This is a genomic window from Vibrio sp. 1288 (genome assembly GCF_033344475.1).
Genome location: NZ_JAWPOX010001070.1, coordinates 1 through 530 on the forward strand (window position 1 = coordinate 1; position 530 = coordinate 530).

Genomic DNA, 530 nt, shown 5'->3' on the forward strand with positions numbered 1-530 from the left:
TGGGTAGCTCGAATCAAATGCCTATCACCCAGCCTTTGGGTTGCTTCTTTATATTGGCGATCAAGCAAGGATTTTCCTCTCCTATATGAATGCTAAGAGGTGATACCACCGACACTCGGTCTCCAACCTTAAACTCAGGTTCAATAAAGGTCTGAACACCGACGCCTGCCAGTGAAAAATCAACCAAACTGCCGTCATAAATATTGCCGCTGTGATCGATGGTACAGTCCATTTGTAGCTTGTAACGCTCGTGCTCTCTAACAGGCTTAGTTGCAAACGTACCGGGTATGCGAATAAAGAGCAGAGGGGAAGGGCGAACGGCTGTCATTAGTACACTGGATTTAAAAGCCAACACGTGACCAAGCTCAGTGTCGGAAACGCCGCGCACAATCACATCGGCGTTATGCAGTTTTCTCATCACTTGATCTTCGAGCAATCGCATCGGAATATCGAGGATCAAATAAGAATTTTCTTTTATTCCTAAATAAACGGTTGAGTAGCTGAATTTATCTTTTGGTCCAAATTCGAAG

The 530-nt window shown here is 44.7% G+C and carries 1 protein-coding gene; it reads right to left on the bottom strand.

What is annotated here, in order from left to right:
* Nucleotides 1–13: 13 nt before the first annotated feature.
* On the bottom strand, nucleotides 14–530 hold a 517-nt coding region (locus R8O11_RS30950; protein ID WP_318195357.1), incomplete at its 5' end, for a PilZ domain-containing protein.